Below are 20,702 nucleotides of genomic sequence, written 5' to 3'. Positions count from 1 at the left end.
GACGGATTCGACCCGCGGGTCGAATCCGAGCGCCTGCCCGTTGCCGGGTCGCGGAGCTCCTAACGTTCGGGCCACAGTGCCGTCGGACCGGCGGCCCGACCCGAGGAGCTCTTGATGGGGAACCGTGCGAGAACGGCAGCCGCGGTGATCGCGGCGGGACTGTTCGCCGCCACCGCGGGCGGGTGCTCGAACAGTGGCGGCGGCAGTTCGCCGTCCTCCAGTGCCACACCACCGTCGTCCGTCTCACCGGCCGCTTCGGTCTCCTCCTCCCCGGTCGGCAAGGTGGTGATCACGATCAAGGACTTCGCGTTCGAGCCGGCCCGTCCCACGGTCGCGCCGGGGACGCTGATCACCGTGGTCAACAAGGACTCCGCGGCCCACACCCTGACCGCCACCGGCAACAAGGTCTTCGACACCGGCAATGTGGCGCCGGGGCAGACGGTCACGTTCACGGCCCCGGACAAGGCGGGCTCGTACCCGTTCATCTGCACGATTCACCCGTACATGAAGGGGTCGCTCACCGTCCGGTGAGCCACGTCGGCGGCGCCCGTTTGCGGGGCGCCGCCTCCCTGATGTGCTCAGGCCTGCTGGAGACCCGGCCGGCCGGCCTCCGTCACGTACGAGGTCCGGGTCGAAACGGGTGCGCCGGGGGTGGTGACGTACGGGAGGACCCGGAAATCGGCGCGGCAGCTCTCCCGGGTCAGCGCGCAGCGCACATAGCCGCGCTGGAAGTTGGTGAACTTGATGTGCTCGTTGGCCGCGAGCAGCTTGGCACCGGAGGGGTCCAGGTCCATCCCGTCCTTGGTGGTGGAGATGGACGAACCGACGAACTCGACGCCGAGCGTGGGTGATCCCGGGTCGTCGAAGTTCTGCTTCAGATCGGCGGCGAGGTGGCGGTGCATGTCGCCGGTGAGGACGACGGGGTTGCTCACGCTGCGGTCGGTGATCTCCTTGAACAGCCGTTGGCGGGCGTCCACGTAGCCGTCCCAGAAGTCCATCACGAATGCCTGGCCGGGGCCGGGATCGGTGTCGACCTGGGCCACGGGGATCTGCTGGGAGATCATGTTCCACGTCGTGTCGGAGCGTCCGAGGCCTCGGTACAGCCACTGCTCCTGCTCGGGGCCGAGGATGGTGCGGCCGGGCGTCAGCCGTTCGTCGCAGCCGCTCTTGGTGCCGTCGCCGCAGGGCTGGTCGTCGCGGAAGAGCCGGGTGTCGAGGATGTGGAAGGTGGCCATCCGCCCGTAGCGCAGACGGCGGTACATCCGGGCCTCGAAGCCGTTCGGCTTGTTCGGCAGCCGCAGCGGCAGATGCTCGTAGTACGCCTGGAAGGCGGCCGCCGCGCGCTCGCGGAAGACCGCCGGGTCCTGGTCGGGCTCGTTGTCGGCCTTGGACTTGTCGCGCGCCCAGTTGTCCTCGACCTCGTGGTCGTCCCAGACGAGGGCGAACGGGTGGGTCTGGTGGGCGGCGATGAGGTCGGGGTCGAAGCGGTGGAGGGCGTGGCGGTTGCGGTACTGGACGAGGTTCATCGGCTCGGGACGCAGCTCGGCGGCGACCGGGACGTTGCGTACGCCGCCCATGGCGTCGATGGCGTTCTCGTAGATGTAGTCGCCGAGGTGCAGGACCAGATCGACGTCCTCCTCGGCGAGGTGCCGGTAGGCGGTGTAGAAGCCCTCGAACCACGCCTGGCAGGAGACGAAGGCGAAGTCCAGCTCCCTGGGCCGGCTGTGCGGCGGGGGCGCGGTGCGGGTGCGCCCGACGGGACTGAGCGCACCGCCGGCGCGGAAGCGGTAGTAGTAGTGCCGGTCCGGCTGGAGTCCGGAGACCTCGACGTGGACGGAGTGGGCGAGTTCGGGCACCGCGCGGGTCCGTCCCCGGCGTACGACGGAGCGGAAGCGGTCGTCGCGGGCGACCTCCCACTGCACGTCGACGGCGTACGGCGGCATGCCTCCGTTTCCATCGGGCGCGAGGGGCTGGGGAGCGAGGCGGGTCCACAGTACGACCCCGTCCGGCCACGGATCGCCGGACGCCACCCCCAGGGTGAACGGATCCTCGTGGAAGGGCGCGTCACCCCAGGCCCGGCCTGCCGACAGGCCCGCCGCGGCCAGGGCCATACCGACCGTTCCGCCGAGCATCACCCGTCTTCCGATCTCTCCGGTACCACCTGACCCACTGTTCATTTGCATGAAACTCGTCCCTTCGTCGAACGGAATTCCGTCCGGTACGAGGTGGGATCGGCGCGTGATTTCACGCCCGTCCATGTGGTAATCACAGCGTGGATATCACAGAGGAATCACACGCCACAAGACCACCCGCGGGTGGTCACATTGCCGTTCACAAGCGGTTAGTTGAGGAGACATCAACCATCTTCCCGGGCGCCCGAGGACAGGTCGGCAACACCCTTGACACCCCTCAGGGCGGCTCATAGTCTCCACGCCACAGAATTAACGTTAGATTTCACATCGGGAAATTCGGTGCGACGGAAGGACGTGCTCGTGTCCGGTTCCCCGGCAACGGATGTACCCGCCCGCCGCCCCGCCGAAGGGACGGCGACCGGTCGGCCGGATGCCCGGAAGCTGCGGCCGTACGCTCTGCGATGCGAGCACCGCACCACCCCGCTGGGGATCGACGAACCCGCTCCCCGGCTCTCCTGGCGGCTGGCCTCCGACCGCCGCGGCGACGACCCGGTGGCGTACCGGGTCCGTGTCGCCGAGCGTGCCGAGGATCTGGACGGCGGCGGTCAAATCCTCTGGGAAACCGGCCGGGTGGCCGATCCCGGCGCGACGGCCGTCGACTACGCGGGGCCGGCGCTCCCGGGCCGTACGCGCTTCCACTGGCGGGTCTCCGTATGGCCGGCCGGGTCGGACGTGCCCGCCGAGGCCACCTCGTGGTTCGAGACCGCTTTCACCCACGCGGGTGAGTGGCGGGCTTCGTGGATCACCCACGACCCGCGTCCGGTCGACGTCATGGACGCGCCCACCGAGGGCGAGTTCGCCCTCGACGACCACGGGCTCGCCCCGTGCCCCGTCCTGCGCCGGACCTTCACCGCATCGGCCGTCACCCGTGCCCGGCTCCATGTCAGCGCGCGCGGCCTGTACGAGGTCCGGCTCAACGGCGTACGGGTCGGCGACGCCGAACTCGCGCCCGGCTGGACCGACTACCACCACCGCGTCCAGTACCAGACGTACGACGTCACCGAGGCGGTGCGTGACGGCGAGAACGTCCTCGCGGCCACCGTCGCCGATGGCTGGTGGAGCGGATTCGTCGGCTTCGAACCGCGCAGGGCCGGAGCCCACTACGGCTCGTCCCCCCAGTTCCTGGCCGAACTCCACCTGACCGGGCCGGACGGCCGGAGCTCCGCGGTCGTCACCGACGACACGTGGCGCACCGGCACGGGAGTCGTCCGCCACGCGGATCTACTGATGGGCGAGTGCCATGACCTCCGACACACCGCCGACGGCTGGGAACTCCCCGGCTTCGACGACTCCGGCTGGCCCCCGGCCCTGATCACGGACACCGATCACCGCCTCCTCGTGGCATCCGTCGACGAGCCCGTGCGGGCGATGACCGAGCTGCGCCCGTGCTCGGTCGAACGTGTCTCCCCCGGCACCCACGTCGTCGACTTCGGCCAGAACCTCGCCGGCCGCGTACGGCTGAGCGTCCGTCGCCTCGCGGCCGGGGCACGGGTGGTGATCCGGCACGCCGAGGTGCTGGACGGGTCGCGGCGGCTGTACACGGCCAATCTGCGCACCGCTGCCGCGACCGATGTGCTCGTCGGGGACGGCCGCGAGCACATCGTGTTCGAGCCGCGCTTCACCTATCACGGGTTCCGGTACGCGGAGATCAGCGGCGTCCCGGAGCTGGCCGAGTCCGATGTCGTCGCCGTGGCGCTGCACAGCGACACGCCGTGGGCCGGGCAGTTCGACTGTTCGGACGCGGAGCTGAGGCGGCTCCATGACTGTGTGGTGTGGGGACAGCGCTCGAACTTCGTGAGTGTGCCCACGGACTGTCCGCAGCGCGACGAGCGGCTCGGCTGGCTGGCCGACGCGCAGGTCTTCCTCCCCACGGCCGCGCTCAACGCCGACGTCGCCGCGTTCTTCACCAAGTGGCTGCGCGACGTCGATGACGCCCGCACCCCCGACGGCGGCTTCACCAATGTCGCCCCGCGCCTCGTGGGAGTCGCCGACGAGGGCGCGCCCGGCTGGGCGGACGCGGGGGTGATCGTCCCCTGGCATCTGTACCGCGTCTACGACGACCCCCGCTTCCTCGCCCGGTCGCTGGAGGGCATGTGCGCCTGGGTCGATCTGATCCACCGCCACAATCCCGATCTGGTCTGGCGCCATCGGGTGGGACCGCACTTCTCCGACTGGCTCGCGCCCGGCACCCCCACCCCCCGTGAGGTCATGGCCACCGCCTACTTCGCGCAGAGTGCCCGTCTCACCGCACAGGCCGCCGAGGTCCTGGGGCACAAGGACGTCGGGCAGCGCTACCACCGGCTGGCGGACGACATCCGTCGCACGTTCACCGAGCGCTTCGTCACCTCCGAGGAGGCCGCGGACGGCCTTTCCGTACGCGTCGCGGGCGACACCCAGACCGGGTATCTCGTCGCGCTCGCCTTCGAGCTGCTGCCCGCCGGGCTCGTCTGCGCCGCCGCCCGCCGTCTCGCCGAACTCATCGAGTCGGCCGGACCCGCCCTGCTGACCGGTTTCCTCGGGGTGGCGCTCGCCGCGCCCGTCCTCGACGCCCACGGCCGGGCCGACCTCGCCCATGCGCTCCTGCTCCGCGACGAGGTGCCGTCGTGGCGGTTTCCGCTGCGGCACGGCGCCACCACGATCTGGGAACGCTGGGACGGGTGGACCCCCGGCACCGGATTCCGGGCGCCGTCGATGAACTCCTTCAACCACTACGCGCTCGGCTCGGTCGGCGAGTGGCTCTACCGCGGTGTCGCCGGCCTGGACCAGGCGCCGGACTCCACGGGATACCGGCGGCTGCGGATCCGGCCGCGCCCCGGCGGCCTCCGCCACGCGAGCGCCCGCCACGAGTCGGTCCGCGGCACCGTCGCGGTGACCTGGGAGCGGCACGGCGGCCGGATCGCCCTGCGCGTCCTGGTGCCGCCCGGCGCCACCGCCGATGTGTACCTGCCCACCACGGACCCCGCCTCGGTCCGCGAATCGGGCGTGGTGCCGAGCGCCGACGACCGCCACATCACTCCGGTCTCGACCGCCGCCGACCACGTGCTCTACCGGGTGTCCTCGGGCGCCTACCGATTCACTGCGGCCCATCCCCCGGTGGACGGCCATGCCGGAACGCCCGAGGCGGACCGGCCGCGGCCGTCGCCCACCCCGAGCCGACGCACATCAGAAGCGGCGGCGAAACCATCGTTCGCCCGTTCGCACGAGGAGGACACACCATGACGACGGGTTCTCGCTTCCGGCCGGACCGCAGCACGGTCGGCCGCCGGGGTTTCCTCCGGATCGGCGGCGGGGTCGCGGCGCTCGCCGCCCTTCCGCCCGTGCTGACGGCCTGCTCCGATTCCGGCGGTTCCGGCAAGCTGCGCGTCGTCGGCGTCGCCGACCAGCAGAAGCCGATAGAGGAGCTCGTCGCCCTCTACCGCAAGTCCCGGCCCGACGACGAGTTCGCCACCTCCTTCGCGCCCACGGACCAGGTGCAGACGGTGGTGCGCACCCAGCTCGCCGGTGGCAACGCCCCCGATGTGCATGTGCTCTATCCCGGCAGCGGCAGTGCCATGTCCATGGTCGAGCTGGCCAAGGCCGGGCTGCTCGCCGACCTCAGCGAGCAGTCCTGGACCAAGGAGGTCCCGGCGAACTTCCACCCGGCGTACCGGCATCAGGGAAAAACGTATCTGTATTCGGCGGGAAGCAGCGTCATCGGCGCCATCCACAACAAGAAGGCCTTCGCCGAGGCCGGGGTCGAGCCGCCGAAGACATGGAGCGAACTCCTCGATGTCTGCGCGAAATTGAAGGCCAAGGGCATCATCCCGATCGCGCTCGGCACGCAGACGCCCTGGGTCACTCAGCTGATCACCTACGCGCTGGTCCCCAACGCCGTCTATGCGAAGAACCCCGGATTCGACGCCGAGATGGCCTCCGGAAAGGCTCACTTCCGCGGCTCCGGGTGGGCCGACGCGATGGGCAAGTACCAGGAGCTGCAGCGCCGGGGCTTCTTCAACGAGAACCCCAACGGAACGACGTACGAGCAGCAGACCTCGATGGTCGCGAGCGGCAAGGCGGCGATGGCCGTCCAGGTGTCCGCCGTGCTCGCCAACTTCCGCCAGGCCGCCCGGAATCCGGAGGACCTGGGCATGTTCCCCTTCCCCGGTGGTGACGACGCCGCGAATCTGTGGATCCCGGCGGGCATCGTCGTCGGACTCGGGGTCTCCGCCCGGTCCAGGAAGTCGGCCGGGGCGAAGGCGTTCATCGAATTCCTCGGGAAGCAGGAGAACGTCGACCGCTGGGCGCAGTCCGTGGCCGCGATCCCGTTCAAGCGCGGCGCCTCGACGAAGACCGACCCGGTCCTCGACGGCTTCCTGCCTCTCATCGACGACAACCGGGCCGTCCCCTTCATGGACCAGAGCTGGCCCAATGCCGAGGTGCAGCCGGCCCATTTCGCCGCCGTGCAGAACCTCCTCGCGGGCAAGAAGGACGTGGACGGCGCCCTGAGGCAGATGGACGAGGCCTACGGGAAGAAGTCGTGACGAGCATCTCGGAGAAGACCGTCCCGGGCACGGCCGACCGGTCCGGGGACGGTCCGCGGGCCGGTCGCGAGCGGCCGGTGCGGCGCCGCGACCACACCGTCCCGCCCTGGCTCTTCGTCGTACCGGCGCTCGTCGTCTACGGCATCGTCGTGCTCTATCCGAGCCTCGCCGGGGTGATGTACGCCTTCACCGACTGGTCCGGCATCGGCGGCTTCTCCTTCACCGGTACGGAGAACTTCCGCACCCTGCTCGACGACGGCCGGGCCCTGGAGTCCGTCGGCAACACCCTGCTCCTCACCATCGCCGTGGTCGTCGTCCAGAACGGCATCGGCCTGCTGCTCGCGCTCGGTGTCCACACCAACATCAAGTCCCGCGCGGTGCTGCGGCTGATCTTCTTCGCACCGGCCGTGGTCAGCCCCGTCATGGTCGCGATCCTCTGGAAGTACGTCTACAACCCCGAGAACGGCGCCGGTCTCAACGGTCTCCTCGGCGCGGTCGGACTCGGCGGACTGCGTCAGGACTGGCTCGGGAATCCCTCGCTCGCCCTGTGGTCCGTCGCGGCGATGGTCGTGTGGCAGTACGCCGGCTACTCGATGGTCGTCTTCCTGGCCGGGCTCCAGGGCGTGCCCGCCGAACTCCACGAGGCCGCGCGGATCGACGGGGCGGGTTCCTGGCAGCGCTTCCGCTATGTCACCTGGCCGCTCCTGGCCCCGGCGCTGACGATCAACCTGATGCTGTCGACCATCGGAGGTCTCAAACTCTTCGACCAGGTCTACGCCGCGACGAACGGCGGCCCCGGCACCTCCAGCGAGACGCTGTCGACCGTCCTGTACAAGGAAGCGTTCGTCTACGGGAAGTTCGGCTACAGCACCGCCGTGGCCCTGGTCCTCGCGCTGTTCGTCGCCGCGGTCTCCCTGGTCCAGCTCCGATATCTGCGTGCGAGGGAGGTCACCGCGTGAGCATCGCAACGGTCCGCGGACCGGCGAAACCGGGACGTGGGCGCCGCGGGCCGCGGTACGGGCAGTACGCCCTGGAACTGGTCATGATCGCCGTCGCCGTCGTCTTCCTGTTCCCGGTGTACGCCCTGATCACCCTGGCGATGAAGGACCCCCGGCAGATCTCCGAATCGCCCCTCTCGCTGCCCTCGCCGCCCACCTTCGGCAACTTCGGCGACGCCTGGTCCTCCGCGTCGCTGGGGCCCGCCCTGCTCAACAGCACGGTCATCACCGTCGTCAGTCTGCTGCTGCTCATCGTCCTCGGTTCCACGGGGGCCTACTACCTCGCGCGGCGCGCCCGCGGCCTGGGCTACGGGCTGTACATCCTGTTCCTGCTGGGCATCGTGCTGCCGTTCCAGCTCGGCATGATCCCGCTCTACAAACTCGTCGACGACCTCGGCTGGCTCGGCACGTACCAGGGCATGGTGCTCTTCTACACCGGCATCCAACTGCCGTTCACCGTCTTCCTGTACACCGGTTTCATCCGTGCTCTGCCGCAGGACTACGCGCAGGCCGCGCTGATCGACGGCTGCAACCACCGGCAGGCGTTCGCCCGGATCGTGTTCCCGCTGCTGCGCCCCATCACCGGCACCGTGATCATCCTGAACGCGGTGTTCATCTGGAACGACTTCTTCACCCCGCTGCTGTACCTGGGCGGCTCCGACAAGGAGACCGTGCCGGTGGGCATCTTCGCGTTCGTCGGCCAGTACGTCTCGGACTACGGCCTCGTCTTCGCCGGGCTGGTGCTCGCGGCGCTGCCGATCCTGATCGTCTTCGTGGTCCTCCAGCGGTATGTGATCAAGGGCTTCGCGGGCGGTCTCAAGGGCTGAGGAGCTCTCATGACACACCCGGAGGACGGACCGCTCCTCCCGCCGGGCATCGCGGCGGTCCTCGCCACGCCCCCGCGTGCCTTCTCGCCCGTCGCCATCTGGTGGTGGAGCGGGGAGCGGCTCGACCGGGCCCGGCTGCGTGCGCAGCTGGAGCGCTTCGCGCAGGGTGGGGTGCACAACCTCGTGCTCCTCAATCTGGCACCGTCGGGGCCGCTGTTCGGCTCCGATGCCGACGACCCGCCGTTTCTGTCCGACGCGTGGTGGGCGCTGCTCGACGGGGTGTGCGACGACGCGGGTGAACTGGGGGTCGCCCTCTGGTTCTACGACCAGCTCGGCTTCTCCGGCGCCGATCTGCAGGCACGCCTCGTCGACGAGTGCCCCGCCCACGCCGGCCGTCGGCTCGACCGCGTGCAGGCCGTGGTGGAGTCCTCGGCGGACCGGGCCGGCGAACTGCGGTGCCCGCCGCACTGCCGGCCGCTCGCGGGCAGCGCCGAACCGCTCGACGACGACGGCCGGAGCTCCGGTCCGGCGGTCCCGGTGACGGTGACGGTGACCGACGGGGTCGTACGGGCGCCCGGCTCCGGCCGCTGGCGTCTGACGCTCCATCACCATGTCGCGCTCGGCTTCGACTACCTCGGCGCCGACGCCTGTGCGGCGCTGCTGGACCGGGTGCACGGGGAGTTCGAGCGCCGACTCGGTGACCGGCTCGGATCCGTCGTCGCCGGCTCGTTCCAGGACGAACTGCCGTCCCTGCCCACCTGGTCCACCGGCTTCGCCGACGCCTTCCGGCGCCTTCGCGGGTACGACATCGCCGAGCGGCTCGACGCCCTGTACGACGACTGCGCGGATCCGGACGTCCACCGGATCCGCCGCGACTACCACCTGACCCGGGCCGAACTGGCCGAGGACGCGTTCTTCCGGCCGCTGGCCGCCTGGCACGAGCGCCACGGGCTGCTCATCGGCTGCGACCAGCAGGACCCCGCCCGCGCCGGACACCCGGTCGCGGGCGTGGAGCTGTACGCCGACTACGCGCGAACGCACCGCTGGTTCTCGGCCCCCGGCTCCGACCACCACGGGGACGCCCGCATCCACTCCTCGCTCGCCCACCTCTACGGCCGCCCCCGCACCTGGGTCGAGGCCTTCCACTCCACCGGCTGGGGCGGCACCCTGGAGGAGACCTTCGACTGGCTGCTCCCATGGCTCCGCGCCGGCGCCACGCTCTACAACCCGCACGCCGTGTACTACACGACCAAGGGCGGCTGGTGGGAATGGGCTCCGCCCGCGACCGACTGGCGCCAGCCGTACTGGCGACACCACCACGTCTTCGCCGATGCCGTGACCCGGCTGTGCGCGATCCTGAGCCTCGGTCACCATCTCTGCGACATCGCGATCCTGCTGCCCACCACCACCGCCCAGGCGGGCACCGCCCTGGACGGCGTCACCGACGCGGCGAGGCGCGCCCAGTCGGTGTATCTCGAACTCGTCGGGGACATGGCCTGGTTCCGCACCCGGCCCGGCGTCATGGACCGTCTGGGCCTCGACGCCGACGTCATCGACGACGCCTCCCTGGCCCGCGCCCGGGTCTCCCGGCTCGACGACGGCGTACGACTGCGGGTCGCGGACGAGGCGTACGCCACGATCGTGCTGCCCTCGTGCACCGTGCTCGAACGGGAGACGGCGCAGCGGCTCGTCGAATTCGCCTCCACCGGTGGGCGGTTGATCTCACTGGGCGACCTCCCCGAGCAGCTCGTCGGCCCCGGCACGGCCACGGAGGCCGGGCTGCGGGAGTGCTTCGCGGACGGCCGGGCCGTGCACATCCCCATGACGGACGACCCGGCCGATCCGCTCGCCGCCGCTCTCGGCGGTGCGCACCCGGTCGTCCGCGCACCGGTTCCCTCTCTCGCGCGTCGGGTGGACGGCGCCACGGTGGTGTTCCTGACCGCGGCCGCCCCGCGGGCGACCCGTGCGTCCGTCGCCGCCCCCGACGAGCGGGGCGCCGCCCTGGGCTGGCTGGACGCCCGCTACGACTTCGACCCGGGCCGCTACGCGCGACGGGCCCGGGTGCGGGTCCGGGACGTTCCGGGCCCGGCCGTTCTGGTGGACCCGTTCGGCGGTGCTCCGCGGACGCTGCCGGTACTGCCCGCAGACGACGACGCGCGGGCCGTCGAGGTCGATGTCCCCTTCGACACGGGCCCCGCGGCCGTACTGGTCTTCCCGGACCGCGACCGGGAACCGGCCGCACCCGTGGCGCGCGGCTCCCGGCCGGGTGTCGGCACCGTCGTGGAGGTTCCCCCGGACGCGGAGTGGGACATGGTGCTCGTCCCGACGCTCGACAACACCTGGGGCGATTTCGACCGCCCCGCGACCGGGCCGCCCACCGGCACGGCCGTCACCGAGTGCCGGACCTTCCGGCACCGGGTGGAGGCGGTCGGTGAGGACGGTCTCCGGGACGGCTGGGCCGCGCCCTCCGGCCCCGGTCGTCCGGCGTGCGCCACGGTCCACGCGACGTTCGGCCCGCGCGCGGTCGTGCTCCGCGAGGGGCCCGACCGAGGCGGCCCCTCGGTGCTCGAATGGTCCGAGACCCTGGGCGTGTACAAGGACCCGGTGCATCGCGCGGTTCTGGGGCCGAAGGGGCATGTGCCCGAGGAGTTCGCGCACCTCGGCCACGCGGTCGCCGGAGAGGTGGTGCGGCTGCGCGTGGCACTGCACCTGGACGAGGCCTTTGACGGACATCTCGCGATCGGGGCCGCGGCGGCCAAGCGGGCCCGGATCGACGGCGCGTCGGTGGCTCTCCACGACGAGGGCCATCTCGCGATGGGCCCGGTGCGGGCAACGGCCGGACCCCACCTGCTCGAACTGGAACTGACACCCAATCACCACTGCGACCTGCGGGCGCATTTCGCGCTCGTTCGTGATCCCGAAGGCTACCGGCGCCCGGAGTGGATCCACGCGCCCGGGACGATGGGCACCACCCTGCACCTCTCCGCGCTCCCCGACCGGGCTGTCGTCCAAGTGGCTTCCCGGGTGCCTTGCGCACTGCGGGTGAACGGACAACTCATCGGCAGGCAGGGTGGATTCGACCCGTACGCCGAGCACGCGGTGCCGCGTGTCCGACGGCACGACGTGGCTGCGGCGCTGCGTGTCGGCGACAACGACATCACGGTCGAGACGTCCGGCGACGGCGAGCGTACGGTCCTGGTGGACGCGGTTCTCCACGACGAACACGGCGAGTGCGTCGCGACGCTGCACAGCGACTCCCGCTGGTGGGGCGAGGGGGCGCGGGGGCGCGGGCCGGTCCGGGTGCGCCGGGAGCCGGTGGGTGATCCCGCCGCCCTGTGTCTGCGCCGCCGTCCTCATCCGCTGCCGGGTGCCGCGTGGCTGGACCCGGAGGCCGATGACGGCACGGTGGTTCCGCTGCGGTTCGCGGTCCCGGGGCGCCGGGGCGGCGTGGAGTGGCTGTGGTGCGAACTCCCGCCCGGAACCAGACGGTTGACGGCTTCTGTGCACGGCGACGTCACCGTCCACGTGGACGGCTCCGAATACCCCGGCGTGACCACCGTCGACGCCCGGGGGGTGCGTACCGTGACGGTCGAGCTGCCGCCCGGTGATCGCGGCGGGCCGCGGGCCGCCGCGCTGCGGGTCCGGACCCGCCCCGGGTACGAGGGTGGTGCCGCGCTGGCGGGTCCGGTGCGCTGCACGGTCGGCCCCGGGCGGATCCGGCTCGGTGACTGGGAGGACCAGGGCCTCGCCGAGTACAGCGGCGGAGTGCGGTACGGCCGTGAGGTGACCGTGCCCGCCGAGGTCGTCGCGGGACAGGTGTGGCTGGACCTCGGGCGGGTCCGGGGAACGGCGGAGGTACGGGTCGGCGGCGTCGCCGCGGGGGTGCGGGTGTGCTCCCCGTACGTCTTCGACCTGACAGGTCTGGTCGTGCCCGGGACCAATGCCGTGGAGATCACCGTGTTCGGGACACTGGCGCCCCACCTGGACGCGACGAGCCCGACCCACTTCGTCTTTCCCGGGCAGCGTGTCAGCGGCCTGCTGGGTCCCGTACGGCTGCGGACCGGGCGGGTGTGACGGGGCGGGTGTGACGGGACGGGGCACGGCAGGCCGGGGAAACCGGCGCTCCGTCCCTGCCCCGCGCGTCAGGAACCCGCGAAGAGTTCACCGTTTCGCGCCAAGATCGCGCAAGCGCCCGTCACCGGCGGCCGGCCCCGGGCACACGCTGGGCGGACCCGATCGAAGGACCGCGCCTCACATGTCCGTTCTGACCTCAGCCCCCGGTACGGCGCCGAGCGCCCAGGAGCCCCCCGATGCCGGGGCACGCCACAAACTCACCTCCCTCACCGGCCTCGCCGCGCTCTCGCTCGACGCGATGGCCTCGGTGGCGTACGGACCCGAGGCGATCGTCCTGGTCCTGGCAGCGGCCGGCGGCCACGGACTCGGCTTCACACTCCCCGTCACACTGGCGATCGCGGTCCTCCTGGCAGTCCTCGTGGCCTCGTACCGCCAGGTCATCGCCGCCTTCCCGGACGGCGGGGGCAGCTACGCGGTCGCCCGGACGCATCTCGGCCGCCGCACCGGCCTGGTCGCCGCCGCCTCACTGGTCCTGGACTACGTCCTCAATGTCGCGGTCGCCGTCACCGCCGGAGTGGCCGCGCTGACCTCGGCCTTCCCCGGTCTTCACGACGACCGCGTATGGCTCTGCCTCGCCGTGCTGGCCCTGATCACCGGTGTGAATCTGCGCGGGATCGCCGACTCGGCGCGTGCGTTCGTCGTGCCGACCGCGGTGTTCATCGGCTCGGTCCTCGCGGTGATCGTGGTCGGTCTCTTCCGCTCGGCCCCGGTGAGCGCCCAGGCCGCGGCCGGTCATGCCTCCGCGCTCTCCGACCAGGCCACCGCGGTCGGTGCGCTGCTCCTGCTCAAGGCCTTCGCCTCGGGCTGCTCGGCGCTCACCGGTGTCGAGGCCATCGCCAACGCCGTGCCGTCGTTCCGCGCCCCGGGCGTCCGCCGGGCCCAGCGCGCGGAGGTCGCGCTCGGTGTGCTGCTCGGTGTCATGCTGATCGGTCTGTCCGTGCTCATCTCCCGGTTCGGCTTGCAGCCGGTGCAGGGCGTCACGGTGCTGGCCCAGCTCACCGAGGCGTCGTTCGGCCACCATCTCGCCTTCTACGTCGTGCAGTTCGCCACGATGGTGCTACTGGCGCTCTCCGCCAACACGTCCTTCGGCGGGCTTCCGGTGCTGCTCGGACTGCTGGCCCGGGACAACTTCCTGCCGCATGTGTTCGGTCTGAAGGCCGACCGGCAGGTACACCGCCACGGGGTCCTCGCCCTCTCGGCCGTCTCCGCCGCGCTGCTGGTGCTCTCCGGCGGCGACACCAACACCCTCGTCCCGCTCTTCGCGATCGGTGTGTTCGTCGGCTTCACCCTCGCCCAGACCGGGATGGTCGTCCACTGGCGCGGCGTCCGCGGGCCGAAGTGGGCGGGCAAGGCGTTGCTCAACGGCCTGGGCGCGCTGCTGACCGGGGTCGGTGCGGTCGTCGTCACGGCCACCAAGTTCCATGACGGCGCCTGGCTGATCGTGGTCGCCCTGCCCTTGCTGGTCGCCTGCTTCGAGTGCGTGAACCGGGCGTACGGCAGGATCGGGGAGCGACTGGGCGTCGGCCGTATCCCGGATCCCCCGTACCGCACCCGCTCACTGGTCGTGGTTCCGGTCTCCTCCCTCACCCGGCTCACCAGCGAAGCCCTGACCGCCGCGGTGTCGCTGGGCGACGAGGTCCGGGCCGTCACGGTGTGCCACCCCGATTCCGAGGACCTGTCGCGGGCCGAATCCCTGGCACGGGACTGGGAGTTGTGGAACCCGGGCGTACCACTGGTCCGGCTGGACTCGGACCGCCGCACGGTCGGCCGGCCGGTCGCCGCGTACGTACGCGCACTGACGGCGGCGGATCCGGGGGTCCGGATCACCGTCCTCGTCCCCGAGGCCGAACCGGCCCATGTGTGGCAGCGGCTCCTGCAGAACCAGCGGGGCGCGGTCGTCGCCCACGCCGTACGCCACGAGACGGAGGCGGTGGTCTGTCGGCTGCGGTTCCGGTTGCTGGATACCCGGCCCTCCTGATGTCACGGCGGCGCCCACGCGCCGTGGCTTCCCCCCGCCTCCTACTCGTCCCCTGTCAGCATCGGCAGCAGCAGCGCCGCGGACCAGCTGAAGTTGGGCGAGTTGAGCGGTGCCCCGGTGGTCGGGTCGTAGTTCTCCATGATCGGTCCGTTGCCCGCGAGGCCCGACGCATGGGTCAGGAGCCGGTCCGTCAACGCGTCCGCGTCCTTGCCGTAGCCGTAGCGGCGCAGGCCGCCGAGGGCGAAGTATGCCTGGTCGAACCAGACCGGGCCGCGCCAGTACGCGGTCGGCGAGAAGTAGGGGGAACTCTTCGCCACGGTCGGGAAGGGCACGGTCGTGGCGAACTCCGCCGGGTCCGTCAGCTTGTCGCGCACGGAGCGGGCCTGTGCGGCGGATGCCGTGCCGGTCCACAGCGGGACAGCGCCCTCGATGCCACGGCCTCGGGCCGTGAGCGGTGCGCCGGTGCCGAGCGCGGTGTCGTGGAACCAGCCGTCCGCGGAGTCGTACATCGTCGTGCGGACGGCGGTGGAGGTGGCGGTGGAGCGCTGCTTCCAGTGCCTGGCGTCGGCGCCTCGGCCCAGCGCACCGGCGATGCGCGCCAAGTAGGCCTGATCGGCGGCCAGATAGGAGTTGAGGTCGACGGACTCCTGGTCGATGGAGTAGCCGAGGAGCGTTCCGTCTGCGGCCCTGTTGGCGACGATGCCGGTACCGAGGGTGGCGTCGAAGCGGGGCGCGTTGTCCATGCCGCTCTCCCAGGCCGCGGCGAGGCGTCGTTCCTCGGTGGAGTTGTTGGCCGGGTCGACGGTGGCGCCGTACTCGGCGAGACCGTTGTGGTCGTGATCCCGGTTGCGGTACCACCACGCCTGGTAGGCGGCGAGCTTCGGGTACATCTCGCGCAGGAAGGCCCTGTCCCCGGTCTTCGCGTAGACCTCCCACACGGCCCAGGCGGCCAGTGGGGGCTTGGAGTTGCGTTCGTTCCAGTTGCCGCCGCCGCGTGCGGGGTCGTTGTAGAAGATGACGTCGGGGATCATCCCGGCGTCCTGGGGGCGGGTCGTCGAGTCGGACCGGATCTGCCAGTCGAAGATGGCGCGGATCTGCGACTCGGCCAGCTCGGGCGCGAAGCGTGCGGTGCCGACGGCCTGCTTCCACGTGTCCCAGGCCCAGATGCCGCCGGTGAACCACTTGTAGGAGATCGACGGTGTGATCCCGTCGTGCTTGATCCGCCCGGCCGCGCTGCGCCAGTTGGTGACGAGGGTCTCCAGGGACTTCACGGCCGTGCGCCGCCGGTCGGCGGGAACGCCCCGGGTCACCCCGGCGACGTAACCCCGCCAGCGCGCGTCGGACGCGGACACGACCGCTGCGGGGCGGGCCAGCACGTCGCGGACCTTCGCCTGCTCCTTCGTGCGCTCGGCGGCGGTGAAGGTGTAGGACTCGGTCCAGTCGAATCTGTGCGCGCGGCCCGGCGCGAGGGTCACCGGTTCCACGGCCTCGGTGCGGTAGGTGTCGCCGTCCACCGTCGTGCGGACGCGGTCCTTGTGGGTGACCTCGAAGCGTTCCGTGCCGTCGGTGAGGTAGTCCCAGGTCTCGCGGACCTTCGCGAAGCCGACGCCGACGCCGGAGCCGGTGGCGGTCAGCGACGGTGCGTCGCGCATCGGTTCGTCGGCGGGCCGCAGCAGGCTGCCCGTCCAGTCGGCGCCCAGGGTGCGGGGGTCAGGGCCGGTGTTGCGGACCTCGGCCCTGACCAGGGCGGTGCGGTCGGTGGCGAAGCGGAGTTCGAGGGTGAGGCGCAGGCCGCGGCCGAGGTCGTAGGACTGGAGGAGCCGGCCCGGGAGCGAGGTGGAACGGGGTGCGCCGCCGCCCGCCAGGTCCAGGGTGCGGCCGTGTTCGGTGAGGCGGATGCGGCTGAAGGACTTGCTGAGCCACCAGGGGTATTCCTGGGCGATGTAGAGGGGCCCGGAGAAGCCGCCGTAGGCATCCTTGTCGCCGGCCTTCGGCAGGGCGTACGCGTGCCAGGCCCCGCGGTCGGCGAAGACGTTGACGGGGTTGTTGTCCTCGTCGTCGCCCGGCTGAGCGGCGGCGGGGGTGCCGTGCAGGTCGAGGACGTCGGCGTACGAGGGCGAGGGCTCCGGATGTCCGTGGGCAGTGGCCGTCTGCGGTACGGCGAGGGCGCCGCCGGCCAGGAGCAGTGCGGTCAGGACGCTCAGGGGGCGGCGTGCGGTCATGGGTCGGTCTCTCCAACGGGTCATTTCCCGGTCTCTCCCAGGGAGTCGGTGTCGATGCGCAGGACGGCGGCGCCGAGCGGGCCGAGGCCGAGGTGGCCGCGGACGGCGGCTCCGGTGAGCAGGTCGGTGCCACCGGCGGTGTAGCGGCCGGTCAGTGGCGTCCGCGTGTCGTGGTCGTTGTGGTTGAGGACGAAGAGGTACGTGCCCCGGGCGCCGGAGCGCACGGTCGCCTCGACGCCCTCGGGGACGTCGAGCACGGGGCGTACGCCCGCCGCCCGCAGCGCCTCGTCGAGCACGGCCGCGATGCCGTCGCCGAGGTGGGCGCTGATGTACCACGCGGTGCCGGTGCCGTGGCGGTGGCGGGTGACGGCGGGGCGGCCGGCCAGCTCGCCGGCCGCGTACGAGTCGACGACCTCCGTGTCCGGGCCCTCGGGCTCGATCCACTCGCTCCACAGAGTGGCCTCGGCGCCGGAGGCGAGGGGCACCGCCGCACCGTCGGGGATCGGCCAGAACTCGTCGACGGACACGCCGAGCACGTCCCTCAACGGTCCGGGTGCGCCGCCGTCGTGGATGTGGTCGTGGCCGTCGACGACGCCGGAGAAGGGGCCGCACACGAGGTGGCCGCCACCGTGTACGTAGGCCGCGACGCGTGCGGCGTTCTCGGGCCGCAGCAGGTGGAGGTTGGGGGCGAGGACGGCGCGGTAGCCGTCGAGGCCGGCGTGCGGGGGCACGAAGTCGACGGTGACGGTGCGGGCGTGCAGCGCCGCGTACCAGGGGCGCAGGAGCTCGCGCCAGCGCATCCGGGCGGAGGGGTGGTCCTCGGCTTCCAGCGCCCACCAGGAGTCCCAGTCGAGGACGATCGCCACGTCCGCCGGGGTGGTGGCGCCGGTGACCTCGCCGAGCCGGGCGAGTTCGGCGCCGAAGCGAACCGTCTCGCGCCAGCCCTGGGACGCGGTGCCGCGGTGCGGGAGCAGCGCGCTGTGGTACTTCTCCGCGCCGGCGCGGGAGGCGCGCCACTGGAAGTACATGATGCCGTCGGCACCGCGAGCCAGCGCCTGGAGGGACCAGAGGCGTTGCAGTCCGGGCTTCTTGGGGACGTTGACCGGCCGCCAGCTGACGGCGGACGGCGCCTGTTCGAGGAGCAGCCAGGGCCGGCCGGCCTTGAGGGAACGCATCAGGTCGTAGTTCAGGGAGGCGTTGACGTGGGCGCGGGGGTCGGCGGGGTCCGGGTAGGCGTCGTCGGAGACCAGGTCCTCGTGCTCGGCCCACTTCCAGTAGTCGAGTGCCTTGAACATCGACATGAAGTTGGTGGTGGCCGGGATGCCGGGGCTGAGTTCCCTGAGTGCCTCGCGCTCGGCGCGGTGGCATTCGAGCAGTGCGTCGGAGCAGAAGCGCCGCCAGTCCAGGAGTTGCGTCGGGTTGACGGGTCCCGGAGCGGTGCGCGGCGGTTCGATCTCTTCGTACGTGCCGTAGCGCTGGGACCAGAAGGCAGTGCCCCAGGCGTGGTTGAGGCCGTCGACGGTGCCGTAGCGGTCGGTGAGCCAGGTGCGGAAGTGGTCGGCGGACCGGGCGCAGAAGCACTCGGTGACATGGTCGCCGTACTCGTTGTGGATGTGCCACAGGGCGAGGGCCGGATGGTGTGCGTAGCGTTCGGCGAGGGTGCGGGTGAGCCGGAGCGCGGCGGCGCGGTACACGGGCGAGGACGGGCAGTAGTGCTGGCGCGAGCCGAATTCGAGGCGTACGCCGTCGGCCGTGACCGGCAGGATCTCCGGGTGGGCGCGCACCAGCCAGGCCGGCGGTGACGCGGTCGCGGTGGCCAGGTCGACGGCGATGCCGTGGGCGTGCAGCAGATCGAGGAGCCGGTCGAACCAGGCGAAGTCCCACGTGTCCGGGCCGGGTTGGAGCCGGGCCCAGGAGAAGACACCGACGGTCACCATCGTGACACCGGCCTCGCGCATCAGCCCGGCGTCCTCGGCCCAGACCTCCTCGGGCCACTGCTCGGGGTTGTAGTCACCGCCGTAGAGGACGCCGGGGACACGGGTCAGGCGGCTCATCCCTTCACCGCCCCGCCGAGGAGTCCGGCGACGAACTGCCGCTGGAAGAGCAGGAAGAGGAGCATCAGCGGAAGCGTGGCGAGGAGCGAGCCGAGCATCAGGCCCGAGTAGTCGACATGGGAGAGCCCCGTGAGGGTGTTGAGCGCGACGGGCACGGTGTATTTGTCCTCGGAGTTCAGCATGAGCAGCGGCCAGATGAAGCTGTTCCACTGCGCCATGAACGTGAAGATGACCAGGGCGCCGAGCTGTGGGCGCACACACGGCAGCACGACCTGGTAGAAGGTGCGCAGCTCGCCGGAGCCGTCGATCCGGGCCGATTCGAGGAGCTCGTCGGGGAAGTCGACGAAGCTCTGCCGCATCAGGAGGATGCCGAAGGAGTTCGCCAGGAACGGCAGGATCACCGCCTGGTAGGAGTCGATCCAGCCGACGCTCGCCATCATCTGGAACAGCGGTACGAGCAGCACCTGGAACGGGATCATCATCGTGGCGAGCACGGCGCCGAGCAGCAGGCCCCGGCCGCGGAAGCGGTACTTGGCTAGTCCGTAGCCGCACATGGCGGAGATCAGCGAGCTGAGCGCGGTGTGGACGACGGCGATACCGACACTGTTGAGGAGGACCCGTCCGAAGCCGATGGAGTCCTGGAGCCGGACGAGGTTGTCGAGGAGCCGTCCGCCGGGCAGGAACGGTGGCGGGGAGTGGAACAGCTCCGACGTGGAGTGCGTCGCGGCAATCGCCATCCAGAGGAACGGCACCAGGCTGACGATGGCGCCGCCCGCGAGGAACAGGCGGACGAGGTAGCGGCCGGCGCGCCGGGCCGGGTGGACGCGTACGGGGGCCTGCTGGAGGGCGGTCACCGGCGGCGCTCCCTTCCGAAGGCGACGTACTGGAGGGCGGAGACCGCGGCGATGATGGCCACGACGACCCAGGCGATGGCGGCGGCGTAGCCGAAGTCGAGTTGCTGGAAGCCGACCTTGTAGAGGTAGACGACCGGGGTGAGGGTGGCGTCGTCGGGGCCGCCGCGGGTGAGGACGTAGTTCTCGTCGAAGAGCTGGAGCGTCCCGATGGTGGAGGTGATCACGCAGAACAGGACGACCGGGCGCAGCTGCGGCAGGATCACACGCGCGTACGTGGACAGGGTGCCGGAGCCGTCGATCGCCGCGGCCTCGTACTGCTCCTTGCCGATGGACTGGAGTCCGGCGAGCAGGATGACGGCGTTGTAGCCGGTCCAGCGCCAGGTCAGGGAGGCGATCAGGGAGACGCGGGCCCAGGTGGGGCTGTTGAGCCAGTCGACCTGGCCGATGCCGACGGCGCCGAGTATCTGGTTGATGAGACCGCCGTCGGTCTTGAGGAGGACCTGGAAGACGACGGCGTAGGCGACGAGCGTGGTGACGGCGGGCAGGAAGTAGACCGCTCGCCAGGTGCCGCGGAAGCGCAGCCAGGACTGGTTGAGCAGGACCGCGAGGACGAGTGCCAGGCCGATCATGACGGGGACCTGTACGACGAGGATGATCCCGGTGTTGAACAGGGACTCCAGGAACGCGGGGTCGTCGATCATGCGCCGGTACTGGTCGAGTCCGACCCAGTGGGTGGTTCCGGCGTCCTCGGTGGTGAAGCTCTGCAGGAGGCTCGCGCCCAGCGGATAGGCGAAGAAGAGCGCGAAGAGGGCGGCCGCGGGTCCGGCGAAGAGCCAGGCGGTGGGGCGCCGGCGTCTGCGGCGTGCCGGGGACGGGGCGCGGGCGGGGGCGACCGGCCGGTCGTAGGTGGTCTGGACGGCCAT

General features: G+C 71.3%; 12 protein-coding genes. 7 read left to right on the top strand and 5 right to left on the bottom strand.

Annotation, left to right across the window (positions count from 1 at the left end):
• The first annotated feature begins 114 nt into the window (after positions 1–114).
• Positions 115–531: a cupredoxin domain-containing protein gene (locus tag OG611_RS22140; protein ID WP_266422860.1), complete on the top strand. Its 417-nt coding sequence runs from the start codon at positions 115–117 to the stop codon at positions 529–531.
• A gap of 47 nt (positions 532–578) precedes the next feature.
• On the opposite strand, the gene OG611_RS22135 is transcribed toward OG611_RS22140, so the two are convergent.
• Positions 579–2,132, bottom strand: coding sequence for an alkaline phosphatase (locus OG611_RS22135; RefSeq protein WP_266422858.1), 1,554 nt, complete (start codon positions 2,130–2,132; stop codon positions 579–581).
• Positions 2,133–2,492: 360 nt separating this feature from the next.
• On the opposite strand from OG611_RS22135, the gene OG611_RS22130 reads away from it, so the two are divergent.
• The 6 genes from OG611_RS22130 (at position 2,493) to OG611_RS22105 (ending at position 14,649) form a co-directional block, all read left to right on the top strand.
• Positions 2,493–5,411 (top strand): alpha-L-rhamnosidase, encoded by a 2,919-nt coding sequence (locus tag OG611_RS22130; RefSeq protein ID WP_266422855.1) that lies wholly within the window; start codon positions 2,493–2,495, stop codon positions 5,409–5,411.
• Positions 5,408–6,712, top strand: a complete 1,305-nt coding sequence (locus tag OG611_RS22125) for an extracellular solute-binding protein (RefSeq protein ID WP_266422852.1) — start codon at positions 5,408–5,410, stop codon at positions 6,710–6,712. The genes OG611_RS22130 and OG611_RS22125 overlap by 4 nt, the downstream gene beginning before the upstream one ends.
• The gene (locus OG611_RS22120) at positions 6,709–7,671 is read left to right on the top strand and encodes a carbohydrate ABC transporter permease (RefSeq protein ID WP_266422850.1); all 963 of its coding nucleotides are present in this window, start codon (positions 6,709–6,711) and stop codon (positions 7,669–7,671) included. The genes OG611_RS22125 and OG611_RS22120 overlap by 4 nt, the downstream gene beginning before the upstream one ends.
• The gene (locus OG611_RS22115; RefSeq protein ID WP_266422847.1) at positions 7,668–8,537 is read left to right on the top strand and encodes a carbohydrate ABC transporter permease; all 870 of its coding nucleotides are present in this window, start codon (positions 7,668–7,670) and stop codon (positions 8,535–8,537) included. Before OG611_RS22120 ends, OG611_RS22115 begins: the two co-directional genes overlap by 4 nt.
• 9 nt (positions 8,538–8,546) lie before the next feature.
• A complete protein-coding gene (locus tag OG611_RS22110; RefSeq protein ID WP_266422845.1) occupies positions 8,547–12,611 on the top strand; it encodes a hypothetical protein in 4,065 nt (1,354 codons plus the stop codon).
• 181 nt (positions 12,612–12,792) lie between these two features.
• Positions 12,793–14,649: an APC family permease gene (locus OG611_RS22105; RefSeq protein ID WP_266422841.1), complete on the top strand. Its 1,857-nt coding sequence runs from the start codon at positions 12,793–12,795 to the stop codon at positions 14,647–14,649.
• Between the two features lie 41 nt (positions 14,650–14,690).
• Here the strand turns inward: OG611_RS22105 and OG611_RS22100 are convergent, their stop codons facing one another.
• The 4 genes from OG611_RS22100 to OG611_RS22085 are packed head-to-tail and all read right to left on the bottom strand — an operon-like array spanning position 14,691 to position 20,702.
• Positions 14,691–16,871, bottom strand: a complete 2,181-nt coding sequence (locus OG611_RS22100; RefSeq protein WP_266422838.1) for a trehalase family glycosidase — start codon at positions 16,869–16,871, stop codon at positions 14,691–14,693.
• 20 nt (positions 16,872–16,891) lie between these two features.
• Positions 16,892–18,925, bottom strand: coding sequence for a beta-galactosidase (locus OG611_RS22095; RefSeq protein ID WP_266422835.1), 2,034 nt, complete (start codon positions 18,923–18,925; stop codon positions 16,892–16,894).
• Positions 18,922–19,779 carry a carbohydrate ABC transporter permease gene (locus OG611_RS22090; RefSeq protein ID WP_266422832.1) on the bottom strand — a complete coding sequence of 286 codons (858 nt, stop codon included), beginning with the start codon at positions 19,777–19,779 and terminating at the stop codon, positions 18,922–18,924. Before OG611_RS22090 ends, OG611_RS22095 begins: the two co-directional genes overlap by 4 nt.
• Complete coding sequence (locus tag OG611_RS22085) at positions 19,776–20,702, bottom strand: carbohydrate ABC transporter permease (RefSeq protein ID WP_266422829.1); 927 nt, start codon at positions 20,700–20,702, stop codon at positions 19,776–19,778. The genes OG611_RS22090 and OG611_RS22085 overlap by 4 nt, the downstream gene beginning before the upstream one ends.

The organism is Streptomyces sp. NBC_01363, assembly GCF_026340595.1.
Lineage (GTDB): Bacteria > Actinomycetota > Actinomycetes > Streptomycetales > Streptomycetaceae > Streptomyces.
The sequence above is the reverse complement of the archived record's forward strand: the minus strand, read 5'-3'. Positions and strand labels throughout refer to the sequence as shown.